Origin of the sequence: Streptomyces sp. AA4, from assembly GCF_000158875.1 — a bacterium.
Taxonomy (GTDB): domain Bacteria; phylum Actinomycetota; class Actinomycetes; order Mycobacteriales; family Pseudonocardiaceae; genus Amycolatopsis.
The window spans coordinates 4,019,481-4,044,829 of record NZ_GG657746.1 but is presented as its reverse complement, the minus strand read 5'-3'; the positions used below and the strand labels follow the sequence as shown (position 1 = coordinate 4,044,829).

At 71.2% G+C, this 25,349-nt stretch carries 16 protein-coding genes; 11 read left to right on the top strand and 5 right to left on the bottom strand.

Translation table 11 applies throughout. The features are described from left to right. Positions 1-21 precede the first annotated feature (21 nt). The 3 genes from hisD to SSMG_RS18595 all read left to right on the top strand — a co-directional run bounded on the left by hisD (position 22) and on the right by SSMG_RS18595 (position 3,709). Positions 22-1,377: a histidinol dehydrogenase gene (hisD, locus tag SSMG_RS18605; protein WP_037714127.1), complete on the top strand. Its 1,356-nt coding sequence runs from the start codon at positions 22-24 to the stop codon at positions 1,375-1,377. Positions 1,378-1,454: 77 nt separating this feature from the next. Next, positions 1,455-2,909 carry an APC family permease gene (locus SSMG_RS18600; protein ID WP_009078382.1) on the top strand — a complete coding sequence of 485 codons (1,455 nt, stop codon included), beginning with the start codon at positions 1,455-1,457 and terminating at the stop codon, positions 2,907-2,909. Continuing rightward, complete coding sequence (locus SSMG_RS18595) at positions 2,906-3,709, top strand: nitrilase-related carbon-nitrogen hydrolase (RefSeq protein ID WP_009078380.1); 804 nt, start codon at positions 2,906-2,908, stop codon at positions 3,707-3,709. The genes SSMG_RS18600 and SSMG_RS18595 overlap by 4 nt, the downstream gene beginning before the upstream one ends. A gap of 8 nt (positions 3,710-3,717) precedes the next feature. Here the strand turns inward: SSMG_RS18595 and SSMG_RS18590 are convergent, their stop codons facing one another. From SSMG_RS18590 to SSMG_RS18580, 3 genes are read right to left on the bottom strand one after another with little or no spacing between them, the layout of a single operon-like run. Then, a complete protein-coding gene (locus SSMG_RS18590) occupies positions 3,718-4,704 on the bottom strand; it encodes a beta-galactosidase (protein WP_009078378.1) in 987 nt (328 codons plus the stop codon). A 48-nt stretch (positions 4,705-4,752) separates the two neighbouring features. Further along, positions 4,753-6,111, bottom strand: coding sequence for a cell wall metabolism sensor histidine kinase WalK (locus tag SSMG_RS18585; protein ID WP_009078376.1), 1,359 nt, complete (start codon positions 6,109-6,111; stop codon positions 4,753-4,755). Beyond that, entirely contained in the window at positions 6,108-6,800 is a 693-nt protein-coding gene (locus SSMG_RS18580; protein ID WP_009078375.1) for a response regulator transcription factor, read from the bottom strand. Before SSMG_RS18580 ends, SSMG_RS18585 begins: the two co-directional genes overlap by 4 nt. Before the next feature lie 86 nt (positions 6,801-6,886). Between SSMG_RS18580 and SSMG_RS18575 the strand changes: the two genes are divergently transcribed. Genes SSMG_RS18575 through SSMG_RS18565 form a run of 3 tightly spaced genes read left to right on the top strand, consistent with a single transcriptional unit; the run spans position 6,887 to position 9,916 of the window. After that, positions 6,887-8,050: a glycosyltransferase gene (locus SSMG_RS18575; RefSeq protein WP_009078373.1), complete on the top strand. Its 1,164-nt coding sequence runs from the start codon at positions 6,887-6,889 to the stop codon at positions 8,048-8,050. Next, the gene (locus tag SSMG_RS18570; RefSeq protein ID WP_037714124.1) at positions 8,050-9,027 is read left to right on the top strand and encodes an SDR family NAD(P)-dependent oxidoreductase; all 978 of its coding nucleotides are present in this window, start codon (positions 8,050-8,052) and stop codon (positions 9,025-9,027) included. The genes SSMG_RS18575 and SSMG_RS18570 overlap by 1 nt, the downstream gene beginning before the upstream one ends. Further along, positions 9,005-9,916: an endonuclease/exonuclease/phosphatase family protein gene (locus tag SSMG_RS18565; protein WP_009078370.1), complete on the top strand. Its 912-nt coding sequence runs from the start codon at positions 9,005-9,007 to the stop codon at positions 9,914-9,916. The genes SSMG_RS18570 and SSMG_RS18565 overlap by 23 nt, the downstream gene beginning before the upstream one ends. 30 nt (positions 9,917-9,946) lie before the next feature. On the opposite strand, the gene SSMG_RS18560 is transcribed toward SSMG_RS18565, so the two are convergent. Together SSMG_RS18560 and SSMG_RS18555 are read right to left on the bottom strand one after the other, a co-directional pair. After that, on the bottom strand, positions 9,947-11,140 hold the full coding sequence (locus SSMG_RS18560; protein WP_037714122.1) for a PP2C family protein-serine/threonine phosphatase: 1,194 nt from the start codon (positions 11,138-11,140) through the stop codon (positions 9,947-9,949). 207 nt (positions 11,141-11,347) lie between these two features. Then, positions 11,348-12,394, bottom strand: coding sequence for a sodium:calcium antiporter (locus SSMG_RS18555; protein WP_009078364.1), 1,047 nt, complete (start codon positions 12,392-12,394; stop codon positions 11,348-11,350). Positions 12,395-13,311: 917 nt separating this feature from the next. Here SSMG_RS18555 and SSMG_RS18550 point away from each other — a divergent pair. The 5 genes from SSMG_RS18550 to SSMG_RS18530 all read left to right on the top strand — a co-directional run bounded on the left by SSMG_RS18550 (position 13,312) and on the right by SSMG_RS18530 (position 25,336). Further along, positions 13,312-17,301, top strand: a complete 3,990-nt coding sequence (locus SSMG_RS18550) for a Pls/PosA family non-ribosomal peptide synthetase (RefSeq protein ID WP_009078359.1) — start codon at positions 13,312-13,314, stop codon at positions 17,299-17,301. A gap of 313 nt (positions 17,302-17,614) precedes the next feature. Further along, complete coding sequence (locus SSMG_RS18545; protein WP_234392843.1) at positions 17,615-19,207, top strand: phospholipase C; 1,593 nt, start codon at positions 17,615-17,617, stop codon at positions 19,205-19,207. Between the two features lie 52 nt (positions 19,208-19,259). Then, positions 19,260-21,293, top strand: coding sequence for a phosphocholine-specific phospholipase C (locus SSMG_RS18540; RefSeq protein WP_009078357.1), 2,034 nt, complete (start codon positions 19,260-19,262; stop codon positions 21,291-21,293). A 120-nt stretch (positions 21,294-21,413) separates the two neighbouring features. Further along, entirely contained in the window at positions 21,414-22,238 is an 825-nt protein-coding gene (locus SSMG_RS18535) for a hypothetical protein (RefSeq protein ID WP_009078356.1), read from the top strand. A 29-nt stretch (positions 22,239-22,267) separates the two neighbouring features. After that, on the top strand, positions 22,268-25,336 hold the full coding sequence (locus tag SSMG_RS18530; protein WP_037714120.1) for a BTAD domain-containing putative transcriptional regulator: 3,069 nt from the start codon (positions 22,268-22,270) through the stop codon (positions 25,334-25,336). The last annotated feature ends 13 nt before the right edge of the window (positions 25,337-25,349 follow it).

The following is a 25,349-nucleotide window of genomic DNA, read 5'->3' as shown; positions in this document are numbered from 1 at the left end:
TCGCGCTTACCGTCTCGTGCCATGCGAATCACCCCCTCCGAGGCAGCCCAGCTCGGCCCGTTGACCTGGCTCAAGAAACCCGCCGTGGACGGCCCTCCGGCCCAGCGCGACCCCCGCGTCGTCGAACGCGTCACCGAGATGCTGCGCGACATCGAACGCCGCGGCCTCGCCGCCGTCCGCCAGTACGCCGAGGAACTCGACGGCTGGACCGGCTCCCTGGAAATCGGCCAGGAGGAACTGCGCCGGTCCGGCGACCAGCTGCCCGCCGACGTGCGCGCGGCCCTCGAACTCGGCCACGAGCGCACCCGCCGGTTCGCCGACGCGCAGCGCGAGCACCTGGCCGACTTCGAGGTCGAACTGGCCGATTCGGTCGTCTGCGGCCAGCGCTACGTGCCGGTCGGCCGGGTCGGCGCGTATCTGCCCGCCGGCCGGTTCCCGTTGCTGGCCAGCGCTTTCATGACCGTCGGCGTCGCCAAGGCGGCCGGCGTGCCGTCCGTCCTCGCGTGCACGCCGCCCTCGGGCGAGCACGGAGCCCACCCGGCGGTGCTGTACGGCGCCTACCTCTCCGGCGCGGACCGGGTTTTCGCCGTCGGGGGCGTGCAGGCGCTCGGCGCGATGGCGTTCGGGCTGCTGGACGAAGCCCCGGTGGACATGCTCGTCGGCGCGGGCAACGCGTATGTCACCGAAGCCAAACGGCAGCTGTTCGGCCGGGTCGGCATCGACCTGCTCGCCGGACCGTCCGAAGTGGCCGTGCTGGCCGACGAGACCGCCGACCCGGAGTGGGTCGCGGCCGACCTGCTCGGCCAGGCCGAGCACGGGCCCAACTCCCCGGCCGCGCTGGTGACGACCTCCGAGGAACTCGGCCGCCAGGTCGTCGCGGCGGTCGAGCGCAGGCTGGAGACGCTGGCCACCCGCGAGGTCGCCGGTCCGGCCTGGCGCGACTTCGGCTCGGTCGTCGTCGCCCGCGACCGCGCCCAGGCCGCCGCGGTGAGCGACGTCTGGGGACCCGAGCACCTGGAGATCCAGACCGCCGACGACGACTACTACCTCAAGACCCTCACCAACTACGGTTCGCTGTTCCTGGGCCGGTGGAGCACGGTCGCCTACTCCGACAAGGGAATCGCGGGCACCAACCACGTCCTGCCGACCGGCAAGACCTCCCGCTACAACGCCGGGCTGTCGGTCTCGCGCTTCCTCAAGCCGCTCACCTACCAGCGCGCCGGGAAGGACGGCACCGCGGCGCTCGCCCCGGCCGTGGAACGGATCTCCGCGTTCGAGGGCCTGGCCGCGCACGAGGCCACCGCGACGATCCGCATCGAGCACCTCGGCCGCCACTCCGGCGCGTTCGACGGCACGCCCGCGGTCGACCGGAACTGAGTCCGGCTCCCCGGACCGGCCCGCCCCCACCTCCTGCCGGGACACCCGGCACCGAAAACCAGACAGAGGCTGATGACATGTCCGCACCCGCCAACGGAAAACGAACGGCGGCCGCACCGGCACGACTGCGGCGAGAACTGAAGGTCACGGACGCGGCCGCGTTCTCCGTGGGGCTCATCGGCCCGGTCGGCGCGATGGCGCTGCTGGGAGTGGGGGCGGCCGGACTGCTCGGCGAAGGCGCCACGTGGGCCTTCGTCTTCGCGATCCTCGGCGTTTCGCTCGTCGGCTACGGATTCGTCAAACTCTCGCAGCACATCTCGCACACCGGGTCGGTCTACGCGCTGGTCGGCCGCACGCTCGGACCGCGCGCCGGATTCGTCGCCGGTGCCGCGTTGTTCACCGCGTACGCGACCATCGGCACCGGCTCGACGATCGAGATCGCTTTGTTCTTCAACAAAGTCCTCGGACAGCTCGGCCTGATCGGGTCCGGCGCCACCGAATGGATCTGGACCGCGCTGGTCGCGCTGGTGCTCGTCGTCGTGCTGTCGCTGAGCGAAATCCGGGTCATCACCAGGATTCTGCTGATCTGCGAACTGGCCGGCGCCGCGCTGGTCGGCCTGCTCAGCGTCGTGATCATCGTCCGCGTCGCGACCGGGCACGGCCCGCACGGGCAGAGCTTCAGCTGGAACTTCCTGCACCTGCCCGCCGGGACCGGGGTCGGCACGATCGCCGGGGCCGCGGTGTTCGGGTTCCTCGCGTTCGCCGGGTTCGAGGGCGCCGCGTCGCTCGGCGAGGAGACGATGAACCCCAAGCGGGAGATCCCGCGGGCGTTGAAGATCACCATCCTGGTGGTCGGGGTGTTCTTCCTGCTCGCGATCGTCGGACAGGCACTGGGCTACGGCACCGGGCCGGACGGGGTGAAGGCGTTCGCCGCGGCCGAGGATCCCTACGGCGATCTCGCGGCGCAGTACCTCGGCAGCGCGATGGGCGTCCTGCTGAACCTGGTCGCCAGCGTGAGCCTGTTCGCGATCACCCTCGGCACGGTCAACGGCGCTGCCCGCGTCGGTTACGCCCTGATCCGCGACGCCGGGGTTCCCGGCCCGGTGGTGCGGCTGACCAAGCGCGGCGCGCCGGTCGGCACGATCGTCGTGACCAGTGTCCTGATCCTGTGTTTCGCCGTCGGACAGCGGCTGGCCGGCACCGGCGTCGTGGACGCGACCTTCTACTGGCTCACCATCGGGACCATCGCCCTGCTGGTCGCCTACGCGATGGCCACCACGGGCGCGTTCCGGTTCCTCTTCCTCAGCGGCAAGCCGAAAGCGCCTCGCTGGCAAGCGATCGTTCCGGTGCTCGCGTTCGCCTTCATCGTGTACACGATCTTCAAGAACGTGGTCGGCGTGTCGGGGCCTTACCGGTTCTTCCCCTACATCATTCTCGCGGTTCTCGTTGTCGCGACGGTGGTCGTCGTCGCGGTGCCCGGTCTCGCCGACCGGGTCCGCGAACGGATCACCGATCAGGGGGACGGAGAATGACCCGCATCGTCTGCGTCCAGCTCGCTCCCCGGATCGGCGACGTGGCCGCGAACCACCGGCAGATCGTCCGCACCATCGCCGAAACCACCGCCGGGGGCGCGGACATCCTCGTGCTGCCGGAACTGGCCACCAGCGGATACGTCTTCGAGTCGGCGGCCGAGGCCGCGGACTGCGCGATCGCGCCGGGCGACCCCATGATCGGCGAGTGGGCGGCTGCCGTCGACGGCGGTTCGGTGGTCGTGTGCGGATACGCCGAGCGCGGCCCCGACGGCGTCCTCTACAACAGCGCGGTGCTGTTCGACGCCACCGGAGTGCTGGCTCAGTACCGCAAAACCCACCTGTGGGACCGGGAAAAGCTGTTCTTCACCCCGGGCAGCCATCCCCCGCCGGTCGCCGAGACCCGGTTCGGGCGGATCGCGGTCATGGTCTGCTACGACCTCGAGTTCCCGGAGTACACCCGCCGGGTCGCGCTCGACGGCGCGGACCTGATTGCGGTCCCGACCAACTGGCCCGAAGTTCCCCGCCCAGTGGGCGAACGGCCGCCCGAGGTCCTCCTCGCCCAGGCCGCCGCGCGCGTCAACCGGGTCGCCATCGCCTGCTGCGACCGCTCCGGAACCGAACGCGGCCAGCGCTGGACCGAGGGAACGACGATCGTCGACCAGGACGGCTGGATAGCCGCGGTCGCGGGAGCCGACGGACGGGCGCAGTGGGACACCGACCTGGCCGCGGCCCGGGACAAAACCCTCAGCCCCCGCAACCACCTCTTCGACGACCGCCGCACTGAGCTGTACGGCCGCTGAGCCGCTCGTTACCGGGCGGGCTCGTGGAGCCAGGGCGAGCTGGTCGCCCAGAACATCACGTTCGCGCCGAGCCGCTGCGTGGCGAACTGGACGAACTCGTCGCGGCTGTACGGTTTCCCGGTCTCCGGGTTGACGTACTGGAAGTCCGGTTCCTGCACGGCCATCGCGACGAGCGGGAGCTGTCCCCGGTAGCGTTCGAAGAACGGGTAGGAGTTGGCCATCTGGGCGGGCCGGTTCGGCAGGACGTCCGGACCGCCCAGCCCCATGCCGTGGCTTTTCGCGAAGGCGAACGCCCGGCCCATGTAGTCGTGGTCGTTCTTCCATTCGCACGGCCAGAAATTGAGGTATTGGACGAACGCCGACTTCGCGAAGACCTTCCGGCCGTACGCCATGTTGTCCAATTCGGCCTGGAAATAGCTGTCGCAGGTGAACCCCGTGCGGTCCTTCGCGGTGTTCACCTCCACCGACGTTTCGGGCAGGTTCACGCCCGCGACCCGTCCGTCGAAGCGGTGGGCGAGTTCCTTCAGCAGCTTCTGGAACCGGTGCCGCACGGCGGGATTCCACTGCGCGGCGACCGCGCCGGGAGGGCCGACGCCGAGGTCGTTCTCGTTCACCGTCTCCGCCGCGCCGCCGCGGTACTCCGGATCGTTCAGCAGGTATTTCGGCAGGCCCGGCGGAAGCGCGAAGAACCGGTCCTGGAGTTGCAGGAACAGTTTCTTGTGATGACTGTTCACGTAGTCGAGGGCCCGGTCGATCTCGGAGAAGTCGTACCGGTCCTTCTGCGGTTCGAGCATCCGCCACGGGAACAGCAGCTGCACTCCCTTCACATCGGGCCGGTCGAGAAGCGGCTTCACCGTTTCGTCGAAGTCGCCGATCGAAGCGTACAGATAATTGTCGGCTCCCGGCGCGGGGCTGGACGCGCTGCTCGGCGCGCAGACCGCGGCCGCCATCAGAGCTGCGAGGAAAACACTCGCGACGGTTCGTTTGATCAGCACGGAACAGAACGTAGGGCCGCTTCATGAAAGAAAAATGAGAGCAGCGGCTCAGGAGATGGCCTGCTCCGGTGTTTCGGCGTCCGGGAACGCGATGCTGATCGCCGTGCCGCCGCCGGGCGGGGAATCCACGCTGATCCGGGCGTCGTGTGCGCGGGCGGTCTTGGCGACGATCGCCAGCCCGAGACCCGACCCGGGCCGGGACCGCGCTGAAGGGCCGCGATAGAACCGGTCGAAGATCTTCGGCAGCTCTTCCGCGGCGATTCCCGGTCCCTCGTCGCGCACGGTCAGCACCCCGTCTCGCAGTTCGACGCTGACGGTGTCCCCCGCTTCGCCGAATTTGGCGGCGTTGTCGAGAAGATTCGCCACTGCGCTGCGGAGCGTTTCCGGGTTTCCTTCCACCACAGCCGGTTCCAGCTCGGTGCGAAACCGAACGCTCGGCCAGTGCCCCGCCGCGTCAGCGACGGCCCGCTTCGCGAGCACGTCGAGGCGCACGTCCTCCGGCTCGGTGTCGGGTTCGTCGCCTCGCGCGAGTTCGATCAGGTCGGCGACGAGCTGGGTCATCCCGGCGAACTGGCGATGGATCCGTTTCAGGATCCGATCCTGTTTCTCGGGTTCGAGAGGACCGGAGAGCGCGAGCAGATCGATGTCCGAGCGGAGGGAAGTCAGCGGCGTCCGCAGTTCGTGCGAGGCGTCCGCGACCAGCCGCCGCTGGGCGGTGAGGGATTCCTCGAGCGCCGCGAGCATCGCGTTGAACGTGCGGGCGAGCTGCGCGATCTCGTCGTTGCCGCGAGCCTCGATGCGGACTCCGGGGTCGCGGGTTTCGGCGATTCGCTTGCTGGTGCGCGCGATCGCGGTCAGCGGGCGCAGGCCCGCGCGGGCGACGAAGTATCCGAGAACCGCCGCGAGCAGGATCCCGGCGACCCCCGCGCCGAGCAGGATCATCCGGATCCGGGACAGGCTCTGCTCGACGCCGTCGGCGCGGACCCCGACCTGCAGCGCGCGGCCTTCGCCCAGCGGAGCGGCGAGCAGGCGGAGCGGGTGCCCGCGGACCACCGCGTCGCTGAACGTGCGGTCGAGCCGCCCGGCCGCGACCTCGCGCGTCTCGGCGGTGACCGGCAGGTTCGCCGGAGACCCGGGATCCGGCGCGGGCTGGTCCGCCCGGACGATCTGGCTGCACGCGGGCGTCGCGATCCACTCGCAGTCGCTCACCCCGGTCCCGCCCGAGCGGCCGGCCTTGATCTCCAGCTGGATCCGGTTGGCTTCGCGGGTGAGCCCCACGTCGAGCTGGCGGTGCAGTTCGCGGTCGAAGAAGAAGTACGCGGCGGTCGCGGTGGCTCCGACGGCCAGCGCCACGCACACCGCGGACAGCAGCGCGATCCGGGTGCGGACCGCCGGACCGCGGGTCACGGCAGTCTCAGCTGGTATCCGATGCCGCGGACGGTGTGCACCAGCCTCGGCTCGCCGTCAGCTTCCAGTTTCCGGCGGAGGTACCGGACGTAGACGTCGACGGAATTGCTCGACGGCCCGAAGTCGTACCCCCACACCCGGTCGGTGATGATCTCCCGGGTGAGCACCTGGCCCGCGTTGCGGACCAGCAGCGCGAGCAGCGCGAACTCGGTTTCGCTGAACTGGATCACCCGGGACCCGCGGACGCCCTGCCGGGTCGCCTCGTCCAGCGTGAGATCGGCGAACGCGAGACGGTCGCCGCCGACGTCGCGGGTCCGGCGCAGCAGCGCCCGGATCCGGGCGAACAGCTCGCCGAGGTCGTACGGCTTGAGCACGTAGTCGTCCGCGCCCGCGTCCAGGCCGTCGATGCGGTCCTGGGCAGCGGTCCGCGCGGTCAGCGCGACGATCGGGGTCCGGTCGCCGGCCGAACGCAGCGCGCGGCAGACCGCGAGCCCGTCCAGTGCCGGCATCATCACGTCCAGCAGGATCAGGTCGGGACGCAGGTCCGCGACCGCGCGCAGCGCCTCCGCCCCGTCGCAGGCGGTGTGCACCGCGTAGGACTGCGTCTCCAAAGCGTCGGTCAGCGCCTCTCGCACGGCGGGTTCGTCGTCCACCACGAGAAGGGTTCCGACATTCGTTCGCTGATTCATGTGAGCCCCAGGATAACCCGGCGGAAACGCCCCTCGCGGCGGAGCGGCTTAATGAAGCTCTCATTTTCGGCGCCCACCCTGGCCGCATGATTGATTCGCACTTGACCTCCGCTCCCCCGGCGGAACGGTCCGTCGTGATCGCGGCGGGCGGGACCGGCGGGCATATCTGTCCGGGGCTGGCTCTCGCCGACGCCCTCCGTTCGCTGCGCCCGGAAACCCGCGTCTGTTTCACCGGCACGACCCGCGGCATGGAATCCCGCCTGATCCCCGCCGCGGGCTACCGGCTGCACACCGTCGACATGATCCCGTTCGCGAAAAACCTCGGCGCACGGCGGTTTTCGCTGCCGATCGCGCTCGCCAGGGCGTCCTGGCAGTGCGCACGGCTGCTGCGGCGCGAGAACGCCGCGGTCGCGGTCGGCATGGGCGGTTACGCCAGCGCGCCGCTGATCGCCGGGGCCCGGCTGGCGGGCGTTCCCGCTCTCATTCACGAATCGAACGCGGTCGCCGGACGGGCCAACGCGTTTTCCGCGCTGCTGACCGAAAACGTCGCCGTGGCCGGGGAAACAACCGGACTTCCCCGCCGCGGCCGGATCGTCGGAATGCCGCTGCACCGGCATTTCGCCGGCTTCGACCGGACTTCGCTGCGCCCCGCCGCGCGCCGAAGTCTCGGCATTCCGGAAGACGCATTCCTGGTATTGGTCAACGGCGGAAGCCAAGGCTCGGCCCGGCTGAACGAGGCCGCGGTGGAGCTCGCCCGAACCTGGCGAGCCGATCCCGGCGTCCGCTTCCTGATCAAGGCGGGCGCGGGCGGGGCCGAGCCGCTCAACGCCCGCCTCGCCGCGGCCGGAGCCCCGGCCACCGCGGTGGACTACCTGGACCGGATGGATCTCGCTTACGCCGCAGCCGATCTCGCTGTCTGCCGGGCGGGCTCGGCCACGGTCGCCGAACTGGCGCGCGTCGGCCTGCCCGCGGTGCTCGTGCCCTACCCGCACGCCCCGCGCGACCACCAACGACACAACGCCGAAGCACTCGCCGCGAAGGGCGCAGCCGAGCTGCTGCCCGACGAAGCGGTCACCGGAACGGCGCTCGCGACGGTGCTCGGCTCGCTGCGCGACAACCCGGCACGACTCGCGCGGATGGCCGACGCGAGCGCGGGAACGTCGATCCCGGACGCCGCCGACCGCCTCGCCCGCTGGGCTCTCGACCTCGCCGGACTGACCGCACCCGCACGTGAAGGGGCACTCGTCTGATGACGGACTGGAACGGCAAACGAGTTCTCGTGACCGGAGCCGAAGGATTCATCGGCAGCACGCTCGTGCAGGAACTGCTGCGCGCGGGCGCGACCGTGCGGGCCTTCGCGCACTACAAACCCTATGGCACCAACGGTTATCTCGCCGAGTTTCTCGACGACGTCGAACTCGTGCCCGGCGACGTGCGGGATCCCGGCCGGGTGGCCGAGGCGGTGTCCGGCTGCGACACCGTCTTCCACCTCGCCGCCCTGATCGGCATCCCCTACAGTTACCAAGCACCCGATTCGTACGTGGAGACGAACGTCGCCGGCACGCACCACGTCGCCGCGGCCTGCCTGCGGCACGACGCCCGGCTCGTGCACACCTCGACCAGCGAGGTCTACGGGACCGCGCGCAGCGTCCCGATCAGCGAAGAGCACCCGCTGCAACCGCAGTCGCCGTACCCCGCCTCGAAAATCGGCGCGGACATGCTCGCGCTGTCCTACTGGCATTCGTTCGGCCTGCCGGTGACCGTCGCGCGCCCGTTCAACACCTACGGTCCGCGCCAGTCCGCCCGGGCCGTCATCCCGGCGATCCTCGCGCAACTGCACGGGGGCGTCCGCGAAATCCGGATCGGGTCCACCTCGCCAACGCGCGACTTCACGTACGTGACCGACACGGTGGCCGGGTTCCTGGCCCTGGCCGGTGCCCCGGCCACGTGCGGCCGGGTGGTGAACATCGGCACCGGGAACGAGATCTCGATCGGCGGCCTGATCGACCTGCTCGCCGAGATCACCGGGACGGAGGCGACGGCGCGGGAGGACCCGGACCGGATCCGTCCCGCAGGCAGCGAGGTCGAACGCCTGGTCTGCGACAACCGGCTGATCGGCGAACTGACCGGCTGGTCCACGCGGGTCAGCCTGCGCGAAGGCCTCCGGCACACGTCGGATTGGCTCAAGGCGAACCGGGACGCCGATGCGCACCGCTACCAGGTCTGACGACGCGCCGGCCAGGTCGCGGCACCGGTGCCGCGACCTGGCGCTGTGCGGCACGGCCCTGCTGCTGACCGCAGCGCTGGCCGGGCTGGTCCCCGGCTCGGCGCTGGACAGTTTCCTGCCCTGGCTCGCGGTCCCGGCAGCCGCGCTCGCCGTCCTCTCCGCACTGCTGCGTTCCCGGCGCGGTACCGCAACGGCCCTCGTGCCTTTGCTCGTCTGGGCCGGGCTGTTCGCCCCGCAGATGCTCGCCGCCGACCGCGGCGGACCGGCCGCGCTCGTCGTCGCCAGCCACAACCTCGGCGGCCGAGCCGACGCCGCGTCCGTGGCCCGATCCGGCGCGGACCTGGTGGCGCTGCAGGAAATCACGGCCGCGAACAGCGCACCGGTCAGCGCCCGACTGGACCCGACGCACCCCTACCGGGCCCGCGTCGGAACGGTCGGGCTGTGGAGCCGATATCCCCTCCGCGAAGTCTCGCGGATCGACCTCGGACAGGGCTGGGCCCGCGCCCTGCACGCGGTGGCCGCGACGCCCGAGGGACCCGTCAGCGTCTACGCCGTGCACCTGGCGTCTGTCCGGATTGGACACACCGCCTTGCGCGACCGCACGCTGCGCGCCCTGACCCAACACGTCCGAGCCGACCCGACCGCCCGGCTGCTCGTGCTCGGCGACCTCAACACCGCGTCCACGGACCCCCTGCTCGCGCCGCTGACCGAGACGTTGTCCGACGCGCGCGCCGGTTTCCAGTTCACCTGGCCCGCCGGGTTCCCGCTGACGAGACCGGACCACATCCTGACCCGCGGATTCGCCGCGGTCCGCACCGCCGTGCTCCCGGCAGGAGGCAGCGACCACCGTGCGGTGCTGGCCGGTCTTGCCGGGCACCCGGGCGCGTGACCGCTTGGCTCCTGACACCAGCCCGGCCAGTCACGCCGCGGCAGTCCGCCTGATCACCAGCAACGCGATGTCGTCCTGTGCCCGCCGGTTGCCGATGAGCGCGTTCATGATCCGGCCGCAGAGCTGGTCCGGGTCTTCGACGCGCATCACGTCGGCGAGACGGGCGAGGCCGGTGTCGACCAGTTGGTCTCGCCGCTCTACCAGGCCGTCCGTGCAGAACGCCAGCACGGTGTCCGGTCCGATGTCGACGGTGGTGACGCGCCGGGGGTGCGGGCTCAGCGCCAGCCCGATCGGCGGGTCCGCGGGCGCCTTCAGCAATTCCGCGGGCCGGTCGGGCGACACGAGGGTCGGCGGCAGGTGACCGGCGAGGGAGATCTGCAGGCGGTGCTGGTTCTCGTCGAAGACGGCGTACGCGACCGTCGCCATCACGCCGTGCTCGAAGTGGACCGCTTTGCGGTCGAGTTTCGCGAGGACTTCCGCCGGGTCGTCGCAGTCGAGGGCGTAGGCACGCAGCGCGCTGCGGAGCCGGCCCATGATCACCGCGGCGTCCAGCCCGTGCCCGGCCACGTCGCCCATCACGATGCCGAGCCGGTCGCCGGGCAGCGGGAACAGGTCGTACCAGTCGCCGCCGAGCCCGCTGGCCGCGCCCGGCACGTAGCGGGCGGCGAACTCGAGTCCCGGAATCTCCGGCAGCCGGCTCGGGAGCAGGCTGCGCTGCAGCGCCACCGCCGCCGTGCGGTCTTCGCGGAAAACCTCGAGCTGGATCGCGACGGCGAGCTGGCCGGCCAGCCGTCGCAGCGTCTCGACGTCGGCGGCGGAGAACTTCCGAGGTTCGACACACCCGACGTGCAAGACCCCGACCAGGGTCGAGCCCGCCAGCATCGGCACGCCCAGCATGGTGCGCAGGCCGCGTTCCCAGAGCAGCGGATTCACGACCGTGCCGCGGTCGACGTGGTCGATCACGACCGGTTCGCGCAGCGCCGCGATGCGGCCGGCGAAACCGGATCCGATCGGGATCCGGACGCCCTGGTAGACCTCTTCCTCCAGCCCCACCGCCGCGACGGCGGAGAGCTGGTCGCTGCCCGGCTGATGCCGCAGCACAGTCGCGGTGTCGGCCCCCATCGCGTCCCGCACCTGCTTCAGGCCGTCGTCCAGCAGGTCGTCGAGGCCGACGTGCGCGGCCTCCGCGCCGACGGGTTCCGGCTGGGTGATCTCTGGTCTCATGGCCCTTCCCGGAGCACGGCTGGATCCGGCTGGCCGATGAGCCGCCGGATCGCTCCTCCGGCGGTCCCGCACGGCGGCAGGACTGATGTCAGGAGGACAAGCTTTCGCCGTCCGGTCCGGAATGTCCAACCGGCGGCGACGGGTGTGGGCCAGGCCTCACCGGAGCACCGCGCTTGCCCGCGCGGCGTTGCCCGTGAACGCTGCCGGTCAGGCGAGGACGGGGACGAGCCCCGCGGCGAAGACGAGGTAGAGCCCGCCCGCGACGGTGAGGCGGGCCGGGGTGAGTTTGTGCGCGCGGAGGGTCGCCAGCAGGTACAGGACGGCGAGCATGGTCACGATGCCGGACCAGAGCAGGGCGGGACTGAAGCGCCAGTCGGTGAAGAGCAGGCCGAGGGCGCTCGGGACGGTGGCTTGGATCATCATCGCGCCGGAGATGTTGGCCAGGGCGAGGCTGATTTTGCCCTGCCGGACCCAGATGACCGCGTTCATGATCTCCGGCAGTTCCGTCGCGATGGGCGAGAGCAGCAACGCCGTTACGGCACCGGACAGGCCGAGCATCGGGCCGATCGCGTCGAGCTGGCGCACGAAGAGCTGTGAGGCGGCGAAGATGACCGCCAGCGCGCCCAGTGTTTGCAGGGCGACCGCCCAGGTGGCCGGGGACGCGCGGCGCGGCTGGATTTTCAACGGCCGGAGCTGCTCGTCTTCGCCCTGCTCGTCGTGGCCGCCGCGCATCTCGCGCCAGAAGTACACCGCGTAGACGGCGAAGAACAGCAAGCCCAGCCACGGTTTGAACGCGAACGCGACCAGCCCGAGCGCGACCTTGACGACGAACACCGCGACGAACCAGCGCTGGTCCTTCGCCAGCCGGGCCGCTTCGTCCGGCCCGGTCAGCACCGCGGTCGCGTCCGGCGCCGGATCCGAACCACTGCGGGCAGGGACCAGTGCGCGGATCTTTCTGCGTCGGGTCAGCAGCACGAAGCCGGTCACGCCGTAAGCGACCGTGGCCAGCGCGAGCGGACCGCCCATGGCGGCTCCGACCCCGATGTCGCGGGCTTCGGCGGTGCCGCCGCTGGTGACCGCGACCAGCGTGACGACCGATTCCGGCAACGCGGTGCCGAAAGCGGCCAGAATCGTGCCCACCGCCATCCGGCCCACGTGGAGCCGCTGGCCGAGCCATTCCACGGCATTGACGAACCACTCGCACGAGAAATAGATCGCGACCGCACACACGACCAGCAGCACGAAATGCCACACAGCGAACCGCCCCTTTTGTTCCGCGCCGCGGCCGCGCGGCATCGAGAGGCGCGCCTCGATCCCGCACGACAACGGCCATCGCAGCCATCGACTCGGGACCGAAGGTCTCGCCCACCCGCGGGCGGCGGGCCCCAGGACCGGAACCCGCGAACGGGTTCAGCATGTCGATCCATGGGCCGTGCGGGGCTACTCCCCTCCGGAACGATGCCACTCCAGCACGGCCGCGACAGTTGCCGCAACCGTCGGCCAAGTGCACGCAGCTGCGAAAACCTCAGTGCGGCAACAGGAACGCGGAGTTTCGCTCCGGCGAAACCGCGGTCTGTGCCGTACCGCAAGAATGGTCTGCACCAGCGCGGACGGAGACATTTCCGTGGCCGCAGCGCTTGGCCCGCAAGCTAGGGCGAGGCATTCAGCGGCCGTCGGCGCTGTGCGGAAAAGCGCACAAATTCCGGCCGGCCCGGGCAACGGCCGGCGAGGCACGCGGCCCCGGACGCGACTTGGACGAGGAGCCCGGCGCTCCTGCCGAAACCGAGAGCCACGGCTGAACAGACCCTGAACACCCGGAAAAACCCCGAGCGCCGAAGTCCGGCAGTGCGACGACAATCCGGCCTTGCGTTCCAAACCACGCTTCCCAGCTCGTGGCTCCTCAGGCTTCTCACAGGGTCCCGTTCCTAGCCTGCGACCCGCCTGGGGGCCCCGGAAGAACAAGGAGCGCGTGATCGTGACACCAGAGGCTGGCCGGAAACCCGTGCAGGCCGCGTTCACCGCATCGTGTTCGATCGCCGCCTGAACGCGTCCGGCGGGGCCGGTGCCGAGAGGGCCCCGTCCACAGAGGACACAGTACCGCTCGCTTCCACCGCGGCGCGCGGCCCGCGCCTGATCCGCACTCCCCGGACCCCACCACAGAAGGAATCCCTGTGAGCGAGGAACTGTCGCTTTCCGTCGAGGACACCGCGCGGCTCAGCCCGGTGCCGCGCCGCGCGCGCGTCCCGGTGCGGCTGCAAGAATTCTTCGAACGCGCGTGCGACGAGACGCCGGACGCCGTCGCGCTGGAGTGCGGGCCGGACCGGCTCTCCTACCGGCAGCTGGACGAGCACGCCAACCGGCTCGCGCACGCACTGATCCGCCGCGGCATCGGACCGCGCCGCCGGGTCGGCCTCCTGATCCCGCGTTCGACGCCGATGTACGTCGCGTTGCTCGCGGTGCTGAAGACCGGGGCCGCGTTCGTGCCGATCGACCCCGCGGCGCCCGCGGACCGCGTCGCGTATGTCGCCGCCGACGCCGCGCTCGACCTCCTGCTCGTCGCGCCCGAACTGGCCGCGGCCGCCGGCGAGGCCCGCTGCCCGGTGCTCCAGCCCGCGGAACTCGCCGCCGAGGCGAGGCGGGCCAGCCCGGACCGGCCGCGGCTCTGGCCGGTCGACGGCGCGGAGGAGTGCTACGTCATCTACACCTCCGGGTCGACCGGGCGGCCGAAGGGCGTCGCGGTGAGCCAGGCGAGCATCTGCAACTTCATCGGGGTCGTCGCGGACGTCTACGGCGTGCGCCGCACCGACCGCGTGTACCAGGGCATGACCATCGCGTTCGACTTCTCGATCGAGGAGGTCTGGCCGACCTGGGCGGCGGGAGCCACGCTCGTCGCCGGACCGACCGGCGCGGACCGCATCGGGTCCGGCCTCGCGGACTTCCTCGAGCGGCACCGCGTCACGGTGCTGTATTGCGTGCCGACGGTCTTGGCCACGGTGGACCGCGACCTGCCCGGCATCCGCACCCTGCTGGTCGGCGGCGAGGCCTGCCCGGGCGAGCTGGTCCAGCGGTGGAGCAGGCCGGGACGCCGGATGCTCAACACCTACGGCCCCACCGAGGCGACCGTCACCGCGACCTGGTGCGAGCTGGTCCCCGGCCGCCCGGTGACCATCGGCCGCGCCCTGCCCACCTACTGGATCCGGCTGCTGGACGAGCGGCTGCGCCCCGTCCCGGACGGCGCGATCGGCGAGATCTGCATCGGCGGGCCTGGCGTCGCGCTCGGCTACCTCAACCGGCCGGACCTGACCGCCGAACGGTTCCTCGACGACCCGCGGATCACCGGCGGGGGCAGGCTCTACCGCACCGGCGACCTCGGGCGGCTGCTGCCCGGCGGCGAGATCGAGTACCTCGGGCGCGCCGATTCCGAGGTCAAGATCCGCGGGCACCGCATCGACCTCCAGGAGATCGAGAGCATCCTGATGGAACACCGGGAGGTGGCGGTCGCGGCCGTGGCGCCGCATCCCGACGCGCCGACCGAAGACCTGGTGGCGTACCTGGCGTTCACCAACGGACGCCACGACCGGGACGCGATCGTCGCGCAATTGCGGGAAACCCTCCGGCGGCGGCTGCCCGCGCCCATGGTGCCGGGCTACGTCGACACGCTCGCCGAACTGCCGATGATGCCGAGCGGCAAGGTAGACCGCGCCCGCCTCCCCCGCCCGTCCGGGGCCCGGTTCCACGCGGTCGCCGCGGTGGCCCCGGAAACCGGTACGGAACGGGCAATCGCCGCGGTGTGGGCAGAACTGCTCGGCACCGCCGAGGTCTCGGTGACCGCCGACTTCTTCCACGACATCGGCGGCCATTCGCTGCTGGCCGCGCGTGCGGTCTCGCTGCTGCGGAAGAGCGGAGTGGCACCGGACGCGTCCGTCGCCGACGTCTACGCCCACCCCACGATCCGCGCGCTCGCCCGGGCCTTCGCGGATCGGGCGCCCGCGCACTCGGTGTCAGCCCAGGCGGCGCCGAAAGCCAGCCGGGCCCGGCTCTTCGGCTGGGGCACGGCCCAGGTGGGCGTGCTGTACCTGCTCCTCGTGCTCCTCGGCGGCCCGGCCGCGGCGATCCTGGGCCGAAGCGCGGGCGTTCTTTCGGTCGGCACCGTGTGGCAGCTGGTCGCGATCACGCCGGTGCTGTATCTCGTGGCACGGTTCCTGCTGCCGATCGCCGGCGTCCGCCTGCTGTCGCGCGGGATCCGGCCGGGCGAATATCCATTGTGGAGCGCCGCGTACTTCCGGGTGTGGCTCGTCAGCGGGCTGCTCGTGCTCGCCCCGCTCGGCTCGATGAGCGGATCTCCGTTGCTGCCCTGGTATTTGCGACTCCTGGGCGCCCGGGTGGGCCGGCACTGCCAGCTCGCGACCGGGAACCTCGGGCTGCCGTCGCTCCTGACGATCGGCGAGGACGTCAGCGTCGGCTACGGCGCGCACCTGCAGACTTCGCGGGTGCGGGGCAACCGGCTCGAGATCGCCCCGGTCGTGCTGAGCGACCGCGTCTTCGTCGGCGCGAACGCGGTCGTCGAGCCGGGCGCTCAGCTCGACGTCGGCTCCGGCCTCGCGGAGATGTCGGCCGCGACCGCCGGGCAGCGCATCCCGGCCGGGCAGTACTGGGCCGGTTCGCCCGCGCAGCGCTGCGCGGAGACCGACCCGCTCGTCGCCGCGTTGCGCACTCGGCCCGGGCGAGCCCCGAGCCGGGCGTTCCTGGCGCGCTTCGCGGTGGCCTGGCTGTGCGTCGAATTGCTGCCGCTGGTGTTCCTCGCGCCAGCCGTCGCGCTCGGCAGCTGGCTGTATCTCACGCACGGCGCCGCCGGCGGATGGTGGGCGTGCCTGCTCGCCGGACCGGTCACCGCGGCCAGCGTGTGCCTCGTGGTCTTCGCCGGCAAACGGCTCGTGCTCCCGGTCACCCGGCCCGGCGTGCGGCACGTCGCCTCGTCGTTCGGATTGCGCAAGTGGATCTCGGACAAGCTCCTCGGCGCGAGTCTCGCCGCGACCAACTCGCTCTACTCCACGCTGTACACGCCTGGCTGGCTCCGCATGCTCGGCGCCCGCATCGGACCGCGCGCCGAGGTGTCGACGGCCGCCCAGCTCGACCCCGGGCTGCTGACCCTCGGCGCGGAGAGCTTCGTGGCCGACATGGCCGCCGTCGGGGCCGCGACGTACTGCCACGGACAGGTCGCGGTCGGCCGCACGACGGTCGGGACCCGGTCGTTCCTCGGCAACGCCTCCTTCCTGCGCTCCGGCGCCACGGTCGGCGACGGCTGCCTGATCGGCGTGCACACCGCGGCGCCCGCGGACGGCAGCCCGGACGGGACGTCGTGGCTCGGCACCCCGCCGATCCGGCTGCCCCGGCGGCAGGACAGCGGCGATTTCGCCGACGACCTGACCTTCCGCCCGACCCGGCTGCGCGTCGCGGAACGGCTGGTCATCGAGTTCTTCCGGATCGTGGTGCCCGGCAGCCTGCTCGCCGCGGCCGGCTACCTCGTGCTGCTCGTCCAGCTGCAGGCCGGGAAGGCGTTCGGCGTGCTCGCCGCTGTCCTGGCGACCCCGGTCGCGGCCCTGCTGAGCGGGTTCGGGGTGGTGCTCGCGGTCGCCGCCGCGAAATGGCTGATCGTCGGACGCTACCGGCCGCGCGTCGAACCCCTGTGGAGCCGGTTCGTGCGCCGCACCGAGTTCGTCACCGCGCTGTACGAAACCGCCGCCGTGCCCGCGCTGCTCGGCTCCCTGGCCGGCACGCCGCTGATGGGCCCGCTGCTGCGCCTGTTCGGCGCGCGGATCGGCAAACGCTGCTGGATCGCCACGACCTACCTGACCGAATTCGACCTGGTCCGCCTCGGCGACGACGTGTGCGTCGGCCCGGCGACCTCGCTCCAAACCCACCTCTTCGAGGACCGGGTGATGAAGATGTCCACTGTGGACGTCCGGTCCGGCGCGAGCGTCGGCGCGCGCTCGGTGGTGCTCTACGACAGCGTGGTCGGCGACCGCACGGAGGTCGACGCGATGTCCCTGGTGATGAAGGGAGAACAGCTCCCCGCGGGGACCGCCTGGCGCGGCATCCCGGCCCGGGGAATCTCGGTGTCGCCGGACGCGGGCCGGAGGCCGGCACAGCAGCGACGTTGAGGTCGCTTCGATTTCGCCGCCAAGAAGCAACCTCTTCCCCGCATTTCCGGGCGCTTTCTCTTGTTCCATTCACGCTCGGCGCCCATCGCTTCTCGCGGCGAAATAAAGCTCGGCCGACGAATCGGGACATCTGCTGAACAGCGGCCCGAGCCGGACATTCGGCACAAATATCCGGATGCTCAGAATTGTTGTGCCGTGCCCGGTCGCGGCCGCGTTCCCGACATCTGCCGTTCATGTGTGCCAGTGAGGGTTTCGCGCCGTAGGCAACGGCCGGACGGGGGCGCGGCTGGTCAGAAGCAAGGAGTGAGTGCACGTGAGAAAGTCCCAGATCATCCGGACGGCCGCCGGGGCCGCGACGGTCGCGGCGCTGACCGTCGCGGCGACGGCGCCTGGTTCGGTCGGGTCCGCGACGCCCGCCGGCGGCACCGCGACGCCGATTCAGCACGTGGTCGTGCTGTTCCAGGAGAACGTTTCCTTCGACCATTACTTCGGCACTTATCCGCACGCCGCCAATACCGACGGCCAGCGTTTCCAGGCGCACCCGAACACGCCGAAGACCAACGGGCTGACGCCGGAGCTGCTGACCCGCAACCCGAACTCGTCCAACCCCCGGCGCCTGGGTCCGGCGCAGGCGCTGACCTGCGACCAGGACCACGAGTACAAGGACGAGCAGGCCGCGTACGACAACTTCAAGATGGACAAGTTCATCGAGACCGTCGGCAACGGCGACCCGGGCTGCGAGAAGCGCCAGGTGATGGACTACTACGACGGCAACACCGTCACCGCGCTGTGGAACTACGCGCAGCACTTCGCGATGAGCGACAACTCGTACGGCACGACGTTCGGCCCGTCCACGCCGGGCGCGATCAACCTCGTCTCGGGGCAGACGCACGGCGTGACCGCGCAGCTGATGCCCGGCGGCAAGCCGTTCCCCGAGGGCGACACGATCGGCAACACGATCATCGGCGACCCGCAGCCGCTCGGCGACGACTGCAGCACGCGGGACCAGGTCCGGCTGTCCGGCCGCAACGTCGGCGACCTGCTCAACGAGAAGAACGTCAGCTGGGGCTGGTTCGAGGGCGGCTTCAAGCCGGTGCAGCGCAAGGCCGACGGCTCCGCGGTGTGCACCGTCTCGCAGCCGGACGGCTCGATGCAGGGCGGCCACCCGGTCGGCGCGGCGCTGGGCTACACCGGCCAGAAGGGGTGGAAGGGCGACTACATCCCGCACCACGAGCCGTTCCAGTACTACCCGTCGACCGCGAACCCGCACCACCTCCCGCCGTCCTCGACCGCCGCGATCGGCCACTCCGACCAGGCCAACCACCAGTACGACCTGACCGACTTCTGGTCCGCCGCCGGCGCCGGGCACCTGCCCGCGGTGAGCTTCCTCAAGGCCGCCGGCTACCAGGACGGCCACGCCGGCTATTCCGACCCGATCGACGAGCAGCAGTTCGTCGCCGACACGATCAACCGGCTGCAGAAGCTGCCCGAGTGGAAGAACACCGCCGTCGTGATCGCCTACGACGACTCCGACGGGTGGTACGACCACCAGGCCGGCCCGCTGGTCAACCAGTCGCAGAGCGCCGAGGACGCGCTCACCGGCCCCGGCAAGTGCGGCAACGACCCGGCGAAGGTCATGGGCGGCTACCAGGGCCGCTGCGGGTACGGACCCCGGCTGCCGCTGCTGGTCGTCTCCCCGTGGGCCAAGCGCGGCCACGTCGACCACGCGGTCACCGACCAGACCTCGGTGCTGCGGTTCCTCGAGGACAACTGGCGTCTCGGCGGCATCGGCGACTCGTCGTTCGACGCCCGGGCGGGCAGCCTGAACGGGTTGTTCGACTTCCAGGCGCCGCGCGCGGGCCGGCTGTTCCTCGACCCGAAGACCGGCCAGCGCGTCGACGGCTGACCCGCCGCGCCGACCACCGCCCAGCCGGGAACCCCGAAAAGGAGAGCATTCGATGACAGGCATGGACCGCCGACGTTTTCTCAAGATTGCCGGTGGCACCGCCGCCCTCACCGCGATGTCCTCCAGCATCGCCAGGGCGGCCGCGATCCCGGCCGCGCGCCGCACTGGCACCCTCCGCGACATCGAGCACGTGGTCGTGCTGATGCAGGAGAACCGGTCGTTCGACCATTACTTCGGAACGCTGCGCGGGGTGCGCGGCTTCGGCGATCCGCGCACGGCGAACCAGCCGAACGGCAAACCGGTCTGGTACCAGTCCGACGGTGCCAAGGACGTGCTGCCGTTCCACCCGGACGCCAAGAACCTCGGGTTGCAGTTCCTGCAGGACCTGCCGCACGACTGGAACACCGGGCACGCGGCGCTGGCCAACGGCGCGTACGACAAGTGGGTTCCGGCCAAGTCGGCGACCACGATGGCGTACCTGAACCGCGGCGACATCCCGTTCCACTACGCGCTCGCCGACGCTTTCACGATCTGCGACGCCTACCACTGCTCGCTGCTGGGCCCGACCGATCCGAACCGCTACTACATGTGGACCGGATACACCGGCAACGACGGCGCCGGCGGCGGCCCGGTGATCACCAACGCCGAAGCCGGGTACTCGTGGCGCACCTACCCGGAACGGCTGGAGCAGGCCGGGGTTTCGTGGAAGATCTACCAGGACATCGGGAACGGGCTCGACGCCGCCGGCTCCTGGGGCTGGACGCAGGACGCCTACATCGGCAACTACGGCGACAACTCCCTGCTGTACTTCGACAACTACCGCAACGCGGCGCCGGGCAGCCCCTTGTTCGAGAAGGCTCGCACAGGCACCAACGTCGCCAAGACCGGCGGTTTCTTCGACCTGCTCAAGGCCGACGTCGCCGCGAACCGGCTGCCGCAGGTGTCGTGGATCGTCGCCCCGGAGGCGTTCACCGAGCACCCGAACTGGCCGGTCAACTACGGGGCCTGGTACATCTCGCAGGTGCTGGACGCGCTCACCGCGAACCCGGCCGTCTGGTCCAAAACCGCGCTGCTCATCACCTACGACGAGAACGACGGCTTCTTCGACCACGTGATCCCGCCGTTCCCCGCCTCGACCCCGGCGCAGGGCGCTTCCACCGCCGACGTCAGCGCGGAGCTGTACCGCGGCAAGGACGGCGTTCCCGGACCGTACGGTCTCGGCCAGCGGGTCCCGATGATCGTCGTGTCGCCGTGGAGCACCGGCGGTTACGTCTGCTCGCAAACCTTCGACCACACGTCGATCGTGCAGTTCCTCGAAGCCCGCTTCGGGGTCCGCGAGCCGAACATCTCGCCGTGGCGCCGCGCGGTGTGCGGGGACCTCACCTCGGCGTTCGACTTCAGCCAGGCCCGGCAGGGCGTGCCCGCGCTGCCCAGCACCAGCGGCTACTTTCCCCCGGACCGCAACCGCCACCCCGATTACGTGCCCACTCCGCCCGCGAACCCCTCGCTGCCCCAACAGGAACCCGGCCGACGTCCGGCCCGTGCCTTGCCGTACCACCTCTCGGCGGACGGCACCGTGCGCGCCGGCAAGCTGACGATCGATTTCGCCAGCCGCGGCCGGGCGGGCGCCGGATTCCTGGTCACGTCGCCGCGCACGCCGGGCGGACCGTGGACGTACACCGTGGAACCGGGCAAGGCGCTCACCGCGACCTGGCCGGTGGTCGGAAGCTACGACTTCACCGTGCACGGCCCGAACGGCTTCGTGCGCCAATTGGCGGGTGCCGCCGCGCCAGGCCCGGAGGTGAGCGCGCGCGACGCGGGCGACCGGGTGGTCCTCGCCCTCTCGAACAACGGCCCGGTACCGGTCACCCTCACGATCGCCGACCACTACGGCCACCAGCCGACGGCCGCGGTGCGTCTCGCGCCGGGTGCCCGCGCGGAGCACGTGATAGACCCGAGCGCGAGCGCGGACTGGTACGACGTGACGATCACGTCCGACCACGACCCGGCCTACCGCCGCACCTTGGCCGGGCACTTGGAAACGGGGAGGCCGAGCACCAGCGACCCGGCGATCGGGTCGCGCTGAGCCGCCGGCGTCGTACTGACACGGGCCCGCACCCCCGCGTCTGAGCCGTGACAGCCGCGTGTCCGCCCAGCAGGCGAATGTGGTCACAACGAACCACCAAGCCAGCCAGGGAGACCGGAAATGTCCACGTTCACCACCCCCGCCCCCATCACCGCCGCGCTCACCACCGCTGGTGCTCGCGTCCGGATCACCGCCAGCGAACGCGTCGAGACCGTCGTGCGGGTGCAGCCCGTCAACGCGGCCAACGCCACCGATGTGAAGGTCGCCGAGAAGACGAAGGTCGCGTTCGCTGACGGCGTTCTCACCGTCAAGACGACGAAGTCCGGCCACCAGACGGGCTCCGTCGACATCGCGGTCGAACTGCCCGCCGGGTCCCGGCTCGTGCTCAACACGGCCTGGACCGAGGTGCAGGCGGACGGCGCGCTCGGCGACTGCGAGGTCAACATCGGCTCGGGCCAGGTGCAGCTTGACCGGGTCGCCGCGCTGCGCGGGAATCTCGGCGCGGGCGGCCTCGTGATCGGGCACGTTGCCGGAGATGCGGTGATCGAGGGCAGTGCGGCCGGGCTGCGGATCGGCGAGGTCGAAGGCGAGATCCGCTACCAGGGCACGAGCGGCAAGGTCTGGATCGGCCACGCCCGGTCCGACGTCGATCTCGGCGGGGCGGACGGCAGCTTCGACATCGGCACGGCCGACGGGAGCGTCACGGCGAAGGCCGGACGCTGCCCGATCCGGATCGGGCGCGTGACGCGCGGCCAGGTGGAGCTGTCGAACGCGGCAGGCGGGATCGAGGTCGGCGTCAGCGCGGGCATCGCCGCGGAAGTGGACGCGAAGAGCACCAAGGGCGTCGTGCGCAGCACTCTCGACACCCCGGACCGCGCCGGCAGCACGCTCAAGGTCCACGCGCGCACGCGGCTCGACGACATCGTCCTCTATTCCGCTGCCTGACCACCCGATCGGATGGCAGGATCGGGCGGGTGCAGATCAAGATCCTGGGTCCCTTCGAAGTCCGCGACGGCGACGTGGCCGACGTTCCGGGCGCGCGGCTCCGCGGGCTGCTCGTCGTCCTCGCGCTCCGGCCGGGCCAGGTCGTGCCGAAGGCGACGCTGATCGACTGGATCTGGGGCGAGCACCCGCCCGCCGACGCCGCGAATGCCTTGCAACGCCTGGTTTCCCGGCTGCGCAAGGCGTTGCCGGGCGCCGTGGTCGAAGGGCTGACCGACGGGTACCGGCTGGCGATCGACGCGGACGCGGTCGACGCGGTGCGTTTCGAGCGGCTCGTCGCCCAGAGCCAGGCGGACAACAGGCTGGGGCGGCTGCGCGAGGCGCTGGAATTGTGGCGCGGTCCGGCGATGCAGGACGTCGGGTTGCAGGAGAGCGAGGCGTTCGACGCAGCGGCGACGCGGCTGGAAGCCTTGCGGCTGGCGGCGTTGGAAGACCGGTTCGAAGCGGAACTAGATCTCGGGCGCGGCGCGGATCTTGTCCCGGAGCTGACCGACCTGGTGGCCGCGCATCCGGTGCGGGAGCGGCTCGTCGGCGCGCTCATGCGGGCGCTCGCCGCCGCGGGTCGCACTACCGAGGCGTTGCAGGCGTTTCAGCGCATCCGGGAAACGCTGGCCGACGAGCTGGGCGCGGACCCGTCGCCCGAGCTGTCCGCGTTGCACGTCGCGTTGCTGCGAGGCGAGGTGGGTCGGCGCGAGGAGAGCCGCAAGACGAATCTGCGCGCCGAGTTCACCAGTTACGTCGGCAGAGAAACCGATGTCGCCGCCGTCCGTGATCTGGTGTCGCGGCATCGCCTCACCACCCTGACCGGGCCTGGCGGCTCGGGAAAGACGAGGCTGGCCACCGAAACCGCCCGCACGCTGGTCGACGACCTGCACCACGGCGCGTGGCTGGTCGAGCTGGCGGCCGTCGGGACCGGCGACGACGTCGCGCAGGCCACGCTGTCCGGTCTCGGCTTGCGCGACGCGCTGCTCGGCGAGGCGTCCGCCGCGGATCCGGTGGAACGGCTGATCTCCGCGATCCGCGACCGCGAGATGGTGCTGGTACTGGACAACTGCGAACACGTCATCGAGTCCGCCGCCGCCTTCGCGCACCGGCTGCTCGGCGAATGCCGCGGGTTGCGGATCCTCGCCACGAGCCGGGAACCACTGGGAATCACCGGCGAAGCGCTCTGGCCGGTCGAACCGCTCGCCCGCGCCGAGGCTGTGCAACTGCTGCGGGACCGCGCGACGACGCGGCGAGACGACCTCGGCGAAGACCGGACGCTGGCCCGCATCTGCACCGCCCTGGACGGAATGCCGCTCGCGATCGAACTCGCCGCGGTCCGGCTCCGCACGATGTCCGCCGTGCAGCTCGCGGACCGCCTCGACGACCGGTTCCGGCTGCTGACCGGTGGCAGCCGCACCGCTCTCCCCCGCCACCGGACGCTGCGCGCGATGGTCGACTGGAGCTGGGAACTGCTCAGCGACGGCGAACGGCTCGTGCTGAGCAGGCTGTCGGTGTTCGCCGGCGGCGCGAGCCTGGAGGCGGCGGAACGGGTCTGCGCGGGAGAACTGGTCGACGAGTACGAGGTGCTCGACCTGCTTACCGCGCTCAGCGACAAGTCCCTGCTCGTCGCGTTCGGCGAAGGCGCGCCGCGGTACCGGATGCTCGGCACCATCAGGGAATACAGTGCCGCACGCCTCGCCGAGGCCGGGGAGACCGAGCTGGCCCGGCAGGCGCACCTCGCGTACTTCACCGAGCTGGCCGAAACCGCGGAACCCCGGCTGCGGCGCGGCGAGCAGCTGGAGTGGCTCGCCGTTCTCCAGGCAGAGCACGACAATCTCGTCTCGGCGATGCGCGGCGCGCTCGCGGCCGGCGACGCGCACGCGGCGATGCGGCTCGCGGCCGCCTGCGGCTGGTACTGGTGGCTCGTGGGCCGCAAGGCCGAGGGCATGGAGCTGATCGCCGCCGCGATCGCGACCCCGGGCGAGGTCCCCGACGACACCAAGGCCATCGTGTACGCCCTGACCTCGATGTTCGCCACCTCCGGCCCCGGCGACATGCCGGAAGCGGCGCAGTGGATCCACCAGGCGTACGAACTCGGCAAGAACGGGCGGCACCGGCACGCGGCGCTGCGGCTGGTGGTGCCGCTGGAAATGATGCTCGGCGACACCGACGCGCTCCTGCCCGCCTGGGAATCGCTGCTGGACGACGAGGATCCGTGGGTACGGGCGCTATCCCGGCTGCACATCGGCAAACTGCGGATGATGCTCGGCCAGGACTGCGAAGCCTGGTTCGACGAATCGCTGGTCGAGTTCCGTGTGCTCGGCGAACGGTTCGGCATCTCGTTCGCGCAGACCGAACTCGCCGGCTGCCTGGCCATGCGGGGCGAATTCCGCGAGGCCAGCGACCACTTCGACCAGGCAATCGCCGTCGTCGCCGAACTCGGCGCGCTGGACGACGTCGTCCAGATGCGCATGCGGCAGGCCCGGCTGCACTGGCTCGCGGGCGACAAGGACGCCTGCGCAGCCGCGGTCGCCGAGGCGGAAAACCTCGCGGAAGGCGTCACTTGGCCCGGGACGCTGGCCTCGCTTGCGTTGGTCCGCGCGGAGCTGGCCCGGTGGAACGGGAACGCACGGGAGGCCTTCGCCCAGTTCGGCCACGCGATGAGCCTGTTGGGCGACGAAGCACAGCAGCCGCATCTGCGGGCCGTGTCCCACGGCCTGCACGCCTGGTTCGCCTCCGACCTCGACGAGGCGCGCGAACACCGTGCCGCCGCTTGCGAGGCAGCTGCGGAAACCGGGCGCGCGCCGGAGATCGCACAGGCGGTCGTCGGGGTCGCGGACCTGGCGCTGCGGCGTGTGCAATACGACCACGCGGCGCGGCTGCTGGCAGCGAGCGCACAGGTGCTCGGCCGGAAGGATCTGTCGAACCCGGACGTGCTGCGGATCGAGCGGGAAGCGCGCGACCACCTCGGCGACGAAGCGTTCGAGCACGCTTTTCGAGAGGGCGCGGCGGGTGCGTGGACCGACCTGGTCAGGGGGCCGCTGACGCGGGCCTGAGCCCGTGTCAGCG